The sequence below is a fragment of the Paenibacillus sp. P4_A7 genome (genome assembly GCF_056402455.1).
The window spans coordinates 1-10466 of sequence record NZ_JBFUHJ010000171.1; the positions used below are offsets into that span (position 1 = coordinate 1).

The 10466-nt window shown below is 37.9% G+C and carries 10 protein-coding genes and 1 pseudogene; all 11 read right to left on the bottom strand.

Translation table 11 applies throughout. From position 1 onward, the window contains the following. Positions 1–596, bottom strand: a 596-nt coding sequence (locus tag AC1DWN_RS18985) for a glycosyltransferase family protein (RefSeq protein WP_477560469.1), incomplete at its 3' end; no start/stop codon positions are given. Positions 597–695: 99 nt separating this feature from the next. Then, positions 696–1247 (bottom strand): acyltransferase, encoded by a 552-nt coding sequence (locus AC1DWN_RS18990; RefSeq protein WP_477560470.1) that lies wholly within the window; start codon positions 1245–1247, stop codon positions 696–698. 65 nt (positions 1248–1312) lie between these two features. After that, positions 1313–2416: a glycosyltransferase family 4 protein gene (locus AC1DWN_RS18995; RefSeq protein ID WP_477560471.1), complete on the bottom strand. Its 1104-nt coding sequence runs from the start codon at positions 2414–2416 to the stop codon at positions 1313–1315. A gap of 6 nt (positions 2417–2422) precedes the next feature. Continuing rightward, positions 2423–3301: an NAD-dependent epimerase/dehydratase family protein gene (locus AC1DWN_RS19000; protein WP_477560472.1), complete on the bottom strand. Its 879-nt coding sequence runs from the start codon at positions 3299–3301 to the stop codon at positions 2423–2425. Next, complete coding sequence (locus tag AC1DWN_RS19005) at positions 3291–3932, bottom strand: sugar transferase (protein WP_477560473.1); 642 nt, start codon at positions 3930–3932, stop codon at positions 3291–3293. Before AC1DWN_RS19005 ends, AC1DWN_RS19000 begins: the two co-directional genes overlap by 11 nt. A gap of 34 nt (positions 3933–3966) precedes the next feature. Then, positions 3967–4702 (bottom strand): annotated as a pseudogene (locus tag AC1DWN_RS19010) (UTP--glucose-1-phosphate uridylyltransferase). A 28-nt stretch (positions 4703–4730) separates the two neighbouring features. Continuing rightward, entirely contained in the window at positions 4731–5312 is a 582-nt protein-coding gene (locus AC1DWN_RS19015) for a hypothetical protein (RefSeq protein ID WP_477560474.1), read from the bottom strand. A 32-nt stretch (positions 5313–5344) separates the two neighbouring features. Continuing rightward, positions 5345–7168 (bottom strand): polysaccharide biosynthesis protein, encoded by a 1824-nt coding sequence (locus AC1DWN_RS19020; RefSeq protein ID WP_477560475.1) that lies wholly within the window; start codon positions 7166–7168, stop codon positions 5345–5347. A 41-nt stretch (positions 7169–7209) separates the two neighbouring features. Continuing rightward, on the bottom strand, positions 7210–7905 hold the full coding sequence (locus tag AC1DWN_RS19025) for a CpsD/CapB family tyrosine-protein kinase (RefSeq protein WP_477560476.1): 696 nt from the start codon (positions 7903–7905) through the stop codon (positions 7210–7212). Then, the gene (locus AC1DWN_RS19030; RefSeq protein WP_477560477.1) at positions 7886–8653 is read right to left on the bottom strand and encodes a YveK family protein; all 768 of its coding nucleotides are present in this window, start codon (positions 8651–8653) and stop codon (positions 7886–7888) included. The genes AC1DWN_RS19025 and AC1DWN_RS19030 overlap by 20 nt, the downstream gene beginning before the upstream one ends. Positions 8654–8813: 160 nt before the next feature. Beyond that, on the bottom strand, positions 8814–10466 hold a 1653-nt coding region (locus tag AC1DWN_RS19035), incomplete at its 5' end, for an S-layer homology domain-containing protein (protein WP_477560478.1).

Consider the following 10466-nt stretch of genomic DNA (forward strand, 5'->3'; position numbering starts at 1 on the left):
CATTTATTATCTGAATATGCATAATCGTATTTTTTGTTATAGTCTAATAAAGTGGGAATCAATATATTTTTTTGTTTACTGTAATACTTTTTCAAATAATTGCTGACAACTATTATTCCATCAGCGTTCTTATTTACGTATCTTATTCGAAAATTGGTGTCTAGAAATTTAATTATCTTTAACACAAGACTCCCTTCAATTGAACCATACCATTCTGTACAATCAGATAATGTTTTAATCCCCCTTTTTCTACAAAAATTATTTATTCTTAATTGGGCTACTGATGGATAATTATAAGAAATAATAAACTTAACATCGTTATACTTCTGAACAATTTTTTTTAGAGTCTTGATTGCAATTAAGTATTTAAACCATTCTTGTATATTCCTGGGATATGTTACTGAATAACATTCAAAACCCTCTAAAATTTCAGATTCAAAAATATTAAAGTCATTCGAAGATTTTTTAACTCCAATAAAAATTACTTTATACCCGATCTGCTGAAAAACTTTTGCATTTGCCATTGCCCTATTAGCAGCTGCATTTTTATCAGGAAGTAAAAAGCCACCAATATATATAATTGATCCTTTACTCATTGAATAACGGTCTCCTTGTCACACGTAGCTAAATTATTATTTAATCTCAATCAGATGGCTGGAATAACAACCCTACCTAGAATTCATTAATATGTTATTTCATTTTATTTCTTTAATAACTAATTGATGATCCATGGATACAATACTATTAGCAGGGATCTTCCCTTTGACAATAGTCCCTGTGGCAATTACACAATTATCACCAATGACGCTTCCCTTTAATATTACACAATTAGCTCCAACTAAGACATTATCACCAATAATTATCGGTTTTGTGTTATAGCCTTCTTGATTAACTATCTTTTTCAAACCAAAAGTATGATCATGATCATACATCAATACATTTGGTCCAAATAAGCAATTATCACCTATACTAATATCTGAATGGCATGTAATTGTACATCCCTTATTCAAAAAAACTTTCTTTCCAATTGTCAAGTTCCCATTTCTGATTGCAAACGTTACGCCAGACCTGCTACTTACTCTTCCTTTTATTGTTAGTCTTGCGCCTTTGCCTCTAAAATCTATTACTGTAGAAATGGACATTAGTTGTACAAATGTTACTGATATTCTTCCAAAGTGAATTATCTGCAATAGTCTAAACCTTATAATATTTATTAAGACCCTAGTGACTGCAATAAGATATCTCATTAACTACCCTCATTCTAATTATCTCATTTAAGTTAACTCTTCTATTAGCAAAACTTCCAACTACTTTATTTGATTAAGTTAATTTGATTCATATATGCTTTAATAACAAGATCTCTATTAAACTCACGTTCGATTTTTTCCCTAGAATTCTTACCCATCAGTATTTTTTCTTGGTTATCTAATTGAATAAACCTCTCTAATTTTTCGATCAAGTGCTCTGTATTTTGTGGTTCGAATGTAAAGCCATTTATTCCTTCATCAATGGTTTCTCTACATCCAGCTATATTCGATGCAATCAATACTCTTCCAGTAGCACCCGTTTCAAGTAATACATTAGACATACCTTCTCCTCCATGAGAAGGTTGAATGAGACAATGTATTTCTTCTATGAACGGCTTTACGTCCGACTGATATCCTAGATACTGAACATACCCTGATTGCTCATATTCTTTAATCATTTCTGTATAATGAGGTTGCGATTTTTCAACAAAACCAATGATTTTAAACATCGTATTTGGATACTTCAATTTAATCGCCTTTGCTGCTTCTAAATATTGATCAATACCCTTATCTTTCATTATTCTTCCAATAAATATAAACTTAATGACATCAGATTTAGGGAAACCCTTTTCAGTATACTCTTTAAGATTAACTCCTGAGCCCGGTATTAATTCCTTATAACCATTAATGACTTTAAGTCCTTTCAATAATTGCATATCTTGTTCATTTTGAAAAAAAACGCAACTTGATTTTTTTAAGCTCATTTTATACAGCACAATCAGAATTTTTTTCAATATACTATTCTTACTAAAGCCACTTCCTAAACCAGTAATGTTATTGAGGCAAGGTATTCTTAATAGTCTACATGCCAAACCACCGTATAAATTGGGTTTAATCGTGTATGTCAATACAACATCCGGCTTTACTGATATTAACGTTTTTATATAATGAAACAAAAGTTTTAGATCAGTTACTGGGTTCATTCCCCTTCGATCCACATTTGTTTCAATATATTTACAACCCCAACTGATCATTATCTCTACTTTTTCATCTCTTGGGAGTGAAATGTAAACTTCATTACCGTCACTTATTAATTTTTGTATTAATTCTTTTCTAAAATTGTAGATTACAAATCCATGGTTACCTAATAACAGTACTCTTTTTTTCATTTTCATTTATCCACCTAAAGACATACTTTTTATTATAGAACTTTTAAAATCTACTACCTGATATTCAAAGTTAGGTAATGTGTCTTTACTGTATACTTTACCTCCCCAGATTTTATTGATAATGTTTACTTTTCTTGATACAAGTTTTAATATCGGATTAAATATTCCTGTGAAATGCAATGGCTTACTCATTGATTCCGCCATTATCTTTATTATCTCTTTTGTACTCACATACTCCTCATTTTGCGGATAGAATATTCCATTATGTCCTTCTTTTATTACTATTCTTAGAAATTCAGTCAAGTTATCAATATAAATCATACTTCTTTCATTGTTTATACTTGGGAATAGGAATGATTTCTTTGCAATTTTTATTAATCTCGGGAAGTTGCCTTTGCATTTAGGGCCATATACCATAGGAGTTCTTACAATAGAAATCTTGAATTTACTATCCTCTAACCTTCCAATTGCTAGATCAGCCTCCAGCTTACTCTTGCCGTAAAAATCAACTGGGCTAGGGTTTGTCTCAAAAGATATAACCTTAGTTTCTCCTACCCTACTATCCCTTCCGTAAATAATAATACTGCTCATAAATACAAAATGATCAGCACCTTCACTTTTTGCTTTTTCTGCTATATCAATCGCTAAATCTCGATTAATTTTGTAGTACAGTGACTCAAGTTCAGGATCTGCAGAAACATGTGCAATTCCTGCAACATGGAGTATAGAATCAAACTTTGAAAAGTCCATTTCTCTCCAATCATCATTCCGAACTGAAATTGCTGTTATTTCCAAATCTTCTTCTCTAGTAATTATCCAGTCTCTAAAACTATTTCCAATATAACTATTTATACCTGTTATCAACACTCTTTTCTTACTTTTCAAATATATAACCTCGTTTTGTCTCAGATTTAGACTGATCAGAAGATTGATTACCTTCTTTTACTCCATCTGATTTCATTACACTAAATAACGTTATCAGGAATATTTTGATGTCAAAATAAGCTGAAATTCTTTTAACGTACTCCCCATCCAACTTAGCTTTCACTGCTATTGGTAACTCATCCCGACCATTAATTTGCGCCCAACCAGTAAGACCAGGCAGAGTATCATTAGCATCATACTTATCACGCTCATCAATTAGGTCATATTGATTCCATAGTGCTGGACGTGGACCAATGATACTCATCTCTCCCTTAAGAATATTAATAATTTGAGGCAACTCGTCCAAACTTGATTTGCGGAGGAATTCTCCAAGTTTTGTAATAAAGGAATTTGGATCTTGAAGCATATGTGTAGGCATATCCTTCGGCGCATTTGTCCGCATCGTTCTAAACTTAAGAATATAGAAGTGCTTTTTATTCTTACCAATTCGTTTCTGCTTAAAGAAAACTGGACCTTTAGAGTCCAGCTTAATCAGGATTGCAATTAACCCCAAGACTGGAGACAACAGCAACAACGCTATAAATGAAAGGAAAATATCAGCAACAAATTTAATTCCACTGTAAAACTTCACATGATCACCTACGCTTTAAAATTTATGTTGCTTGTTAAGTAACCTTCTGTTGATATTCACTCTTTACTGATTGTAAGTATTCCAACAACTCTTTTTTCAGTTCATCACGTTGCAAGGTGAACTCTAATTGAGTTTTCATAAAACCCAGCTTCTCACCTACATCATACCTTACATCTTCAAAATCATAAGCATATACTGCGTCGAAACGGTTCAGCTCTGCTATGGCATCCGTTAATTGAATCTCTCCGCCAGCTCCTGGATTTGATTTCCCAAAATGTTAAAAATTTTAGGGCTTAGAATATAACGGAGGATTTGTATCGATCATATCGTTCAATCATTTGTATGAGGCAAGGCTTGTCAGCTTGAACAATATCATCACCAAGCAACACTGCGAAGGGCTCATTGCCTATAAACTTGCGTGCGCACCATATCGCATGGCCTAAACCTTTTGCTTCCTTTTGCCGAATATAATGAATATCTACCATTTTAGAAGACTTCTGAAMTTCATTCAAAAGCTCAAGCTTCCCCTTCTCAAGCAAATTTTGTTCAAGCTCGAAGGAATTGTCGAAGCGATCCTCTATGGCTCACTTACCTTTTCCTGTGACGATAATAATGTCTTCAATTCCAGACGCCATTGCTTCCTCTACAATATATTGAATAGTAGGCTTATCCACTATTGGTAGCATTTCTTTCGGCATGGCTTTGGTAGCCGGTAGGAATCTAGTGCCAAGGCCGGCAGCAGGAATGATTGCCTTTCGTACTCTATTTATTATTCTCCTTTCTGAGTTTTAAGTGATCTCACTTTTCTTTAACAACCTCATCATAACCCTTACCCTGACTCATCCCATATTTCTTAGCAATCTGTATCAAATCGTCATATTGCTCTGCAGATAACTTATCCAGAATAATGCTTCTCGCTTGCTTCTTTTCTTCTAGACTTAAACCGCCACTTGCTAGCTCCTGCATAGACTTCATATCCGATGCACTCAACTCTTTCAGAAGAACTGAAGTTACCTTCGCCTTTTCCGAAACCGTTATCTTCCCTTGGAGATCCTTAGCTTTATCTATGGATACCTCACCATTGTAGCCTTCATTTGGTTTCTCTTCGTTTCTTGGTGCCACTACGTCTTTCTTGGGTTCATTCTTATTAGGAACATCTGACTCATCCACATCTTTTTCTGTTTCAGTAGGAACATCTTCTGAGACAGGAGTATCCACAGCCCCTTCATCTTCAACTAGTAAGTCATTTTCAAGATCAGCAGCTAAAGTAGAGATAAGCTTATCTACAGCATAATTTGCTGCAAATAAGCCTCCAATTCCTAACACTACTATTATTGACGCGACCACTATTATTATCTTCTTCCACTTCTTCTTACGCATATCTTTATTCCTCCACCCTCATAAGTTGACTGTTAGGATACATGCGAATAAAAGGGTACCAAATGTTCGATAATATCCCTCACTGAGTTCTGATCTTCTCCCAATACTTTCTCGATACTTTTAAACTGGAGCTCAAGCTCGATGCGATTAATATGTAATGGTTTACCTATAAAAATACGTTCATGCTGAGTGGATGTAATTGATTCCTCATTGGTTAGCAGCTCCTCGAACAGCTTCTCACCCTCACGCATGCCGCTGAAATTGATTTCAATATCAACATTCGGTTCATAGCCAGACAAACGAATTAGATCCTGTGCTAAATCCAAAATACGAACTGGCTGTCCCATATCTAGGATAAATATTTCGCCTCCCTTGGCGAATGCACCAGCTTGGATGACGAGCTGTACAGCCTCTGGAATCGTCATAAAATATCTAACCATCTCTGGATGTGTTACGGTCACCGGACCACCTGCAGCAATTTGCTCTTTGAAGCGTGGAATCACGCTGCCACGACTGCCAAGCACATTGCCAAATCGCACGGCAACAAATTGTGTTTCACTTATTGTATTAATACTCTGTATGTACATCTCTGCAATTCTCTTGGTAGCGCCCATAATACTAGAAGGATTAACGGCCTTATCTGATGAGATCATGACAAAACGTTCTGCTCTGTACTTATCAGCACAGTCAGCTACATTTCTTGTACCCAATACATTGTTCTTAACTGCCTCTGATGGATTACGCTCCATGAGTGGAACATGTTTATGAGCAGCTGCATGAAAAACAACATGAGGTCTAAACTTGCGAAATACGTCATCCATACGCTGCTTATCCTGAATATCCGCAATCACTGTCTCCAGCTGAACATCAGGGAACTTAGTACGAAGCTCCATTTCGATGGTGTAAATACTGTTCTCGCCATGTCCCAGCAGCAGTAAACGAGAGGGATTAACAGAAGCAATCTGTCTAGATAGTTCAGAGCCAATTGATCCGCCTGCACCTGTGACAAGCACGACTTTGCCTGACACATAATCAGAAATTCCATCCATGTCCGTCTTTACCGATTCCCTGCCAAGCAAATCCTCTACTTCAACATTGCGTAACGATTTAACGGAAAGACGTCCTTTAATAAAATCATTGATTGATGGGATGATCTTCACCTTCGCGCCGGACAGCTTACAAATATTTATAATATCGGTGATATGCGACCGCTTAACGGATGGCATCGCGATAATAATGTCATGAATTTGATGGGTACGAACTATTTCTTCAATTTGTGTTCGATTTCCGAGTACTGGCAAACCAACTACTTGCATATTGTGCTTTTGTGGATCATCATCAATAAACCCTTTGATAAGATTTCCTGCAAAGCTGTTGCTTGTCATCATTTCTTTGGCAATGAGAGCACCGCAATCTCCTGCCCCTACAACTAGTACATGATTACTTAAATCAGCCTTTGACGTTCTGTTAACCCGGATTAATCGCCAGATGAATCGAGAGCCACCTATAAAGAGCAACATAAGCTCTAATGTCCTAGAGGTAATCGATAGTGGCACTCTATCTCCATAAAGTAAATAAGTTACCAAATAGGACAATGCCATACCTATTACAAGCGCTTTTACAAGCTCAACAATCTCCCCGATACTCGCGTATTGCCACATCCTCTTGTACATTCGGAAGCTGTACAAGCTAATTCCGCACAGCAGCGTTGTCACCAAAACAAATACTAGCATCTGTTTCTCAAAGTAGAGAGGGATATGACCATTAAAACGGAATAGGTAGGATGTCGCAATGGCTAACCATATTATACAAATATCTACCACCATTAATATAAACATTCTACTTCTATAGCTCACTTTACGTTTCCCTCCACTGACAATGATACTTGCTAGACTACTCATTTCTTGTCTTGAGTGCCATAATAATAATAGTAAGCTTCTTCACTTGCCTTACGCTTTACGTTGTTCAATACGACGCCTAACATACGAGCGTTTACGTTCTCTAGGTTCTTGACTGCTTTCATAGCGATATCCCGTTTCACATTCCCTTGGTCAATTACGAGGATGACGCCATCGCTCTTAGTCGCAATGATTTGTGCATCGGTTACAGCCAGTAACGGCGGTGTATCGATGAGGACAATATCATACATCTCTCTTAGCTGCTCAATCAATGCTGTCATTTTCTTCGATGCCATCATCTCTGCTGGATTCGGTGGAATCGCACCCGAAGTAAGAACATCCAAGTTCGGAATATCAGACATTTGAATAGCTTCCTCTAACGAACACTGCTTCGATATAACGGAGGATAAGCCCCAGCGATTCGATATCGTAAAGGTATGATGAGCGGTCGGCTTGCGAAGGTCCGCATCGACGAGAACAACTCTGCGCTCCGACTGAGCAAATGTAACAGCCAAATTCGTTATTGTCGTCGATTTACCCTCACCAGGTCCAGCCGATGAAACCATAATGACTTGAAGCTTCTCATCGATTGAAGAGAAGTCAATATTAGTTCGCAGCGTTCGATATGATTCGGAAATGGGTGAGCGTGGATTCGAGACCGTTATAAGCTGACGTTTAGTTTTCAATCGAGACACGATCCATATCACCCGCCTTATAGGATTGTTTCACTTTGCTGTCGCCGCCTGTTTCATCGACGTTAGGGCTCATTCTCGATATCATAGCGAGCGTAGGCTGTCCCAAATATTGCAACACGTCCTCTTCCGTCTTTATTGTGTCATCCATATATTCAAGTAGGAACGTTATGCCAATCGCAATCATCAAGGATGCAACAAAGCTAATCGCAATATATAGAGGTACGTTCGGTGATACTGGATCAGGCTGCTCATTCAAGACTGCCTTGTTAAGAATAGACACATTTTCCACCTTGAAAATATGCTGAATCTCTTCTTGAAACACAGTTGATACCGCGTTTACGATTTCTGCTGCTTTTTTGTATACGATGTCTTGTACAACAAGCGTCATCACTTGCGTATTATTTACTGAGCTAACTTTGATCTTGCCGGCAAGCTCCTTAGCCGTTAATCCTAGCTCTGGGTATTTCTCTACTACTCGATCTAGAATAGCCGGTGTCTTAATAATCTCTTTATAGGTATCTATCATCTTAATATTGGAGTTGATTTGATTTATATCCAGCTGGCCAGTTGCTAGCTGTGTCGTTGTTTGATTCACTATAATTTTCGTAGATGCTTCATAGACGGGATCCTTGAAGAACATACTGATAATTCCCGATGCTAGTGAACACACACATACAAATGCTATAATATAAACCAATCTTTTCCTAATTATCATTACATATTGTCGCAAATCTAGTTCGTTTGACACTGTATACCCTCCATTGGATATAGGAATATCCAAAGATATGCTGATTCTTAAGAACTATATCTTATTACATAGTAACCTATATTCTCTCATCAAACCACATTTTTCCCAAAAAAATCTTCCTCCCATCTACATGAGAGGAAGATTTTGCCTTATTTTGTACTTATTTACCGAAATTAAGAGAGCGGTAGATAATCACAGCAGCTTCTGCACGTGTTGCGTTGTTGTTCGGAAGGAACTTACCTGCATTGCCCTTCACGATTTCATTTGAGGCAGCAAATGCAACTCCTGCTTTCAAAGAAGCGTTAATTTTGTTTGCATCCGAGAATCCTTTAAGTGCTGCATCGATATCCGCTACATCCGTAGCACCTTGTGTATTTTTCAATGCGCGAGCAATCATCGTCGCCATCTCAGCACGAGTAATCGTTGCGTTAGGATCAAACTTCGTTGCGGAACGGCCATTAATGATTTCAAGCTTAACTGCAGCGGCAACATACGGTGCAAACCAGTCGCCAGGCTTCACATCTGCAAAGCCTTCTGTTGCAGAACCATTCTCTAGATCAAGAGCACGAACGAGCATTTTAGCAAATTCAGCGCGTGTTACATTCGCTTTTGGAGCAAATACTCCAGCGGATTTACCTTGAATTGCACCTTTGGCAGCTACTACAGAAATCTCGCGGCCTGCCCAAGCTTCAACGGAAGCGATATCGTCAAAGCTTACTTTATTCTCAACTACTACATATGAGGAGAACGTATCGCGAGACTCAATGATTGAGCTTCCAGAAATGCGACCTCCGTGGAATTCAAGCTTGCCATCAACGATTTTCGCTACTGACAGAAGCTCTTTATCCAGCTTTGACGTATCGCCAAGCGGGATACTGATTACGATCGGTTGATCGAAACTAGTTGTTGCTACGCCGCCAATTGTAAGATTGAAGTCGTATACTTTGGAAGCTGTTTGCAAGCCGCCAGTTACTTCTTCACTAGCATCAGATTTCTTAATTGTAAAGCTGATAGCAGAGGAGAAAGTGCCGCCAACTGGAAGATCTACTTTCAGATCGCCAACTTTTAGAGAAATAGCTGCAATTTTCGCTTTAACCGCTTGTTCAATGATTGCAGTCGATAGATCGATTACAACATTGTCTTGCGTCACAGCGCCAAGATCAATTGTTAATTTCAGCGTAGAAAGCTCTGCACCACCAGTTGCTGCTTTCAAGCTATCTGCAATTGCGACAATACCAGCGATTGCCGAAAGAGTTTTGATTTCATCTAGCTTAAGAGTAGCTTTACCATCAGTGATTGTGATTGTGTTCTCAATCTTAGCTAGTATATCAACAAGCGCCTGTGCTTCTTTCACAGCATCTGCAATCAACTTAGCTTTCGCATCACCAGTTGCTGCTGCGATTGAAGCTTTAAGACCATCCAGCTTAGCTACTAGATCTTTAGCTTCCTTAGGGACTTCCACGATTGCTGGTGGAAAACCACCTCCGCCACCACCCGCTGGTGAAGGATGTACAATTTTGTAAGCATCGTACAATGCAACAAAAGCATTAAATCCTGTCATAATATTAACTTCGTCACTTGCTTGCAACTTATCGTAAACAGCTGCAAAATCTGCCGATGTAACTCCATAATAATCTACAACTGTCTTAACGTTAGGGTTTGTCGCAATTGCTGCTTTTGCAGCATCGCGGATTGCATTTGTCAATGAAGCATTGATATCCGAAATACTTATTACGGTTGCCGCGACTGCAGCCATTTTCGTTTCCAAAGCAAGTACAACCTGAGCAATATCGTCAACTGTGAGTGTTACACC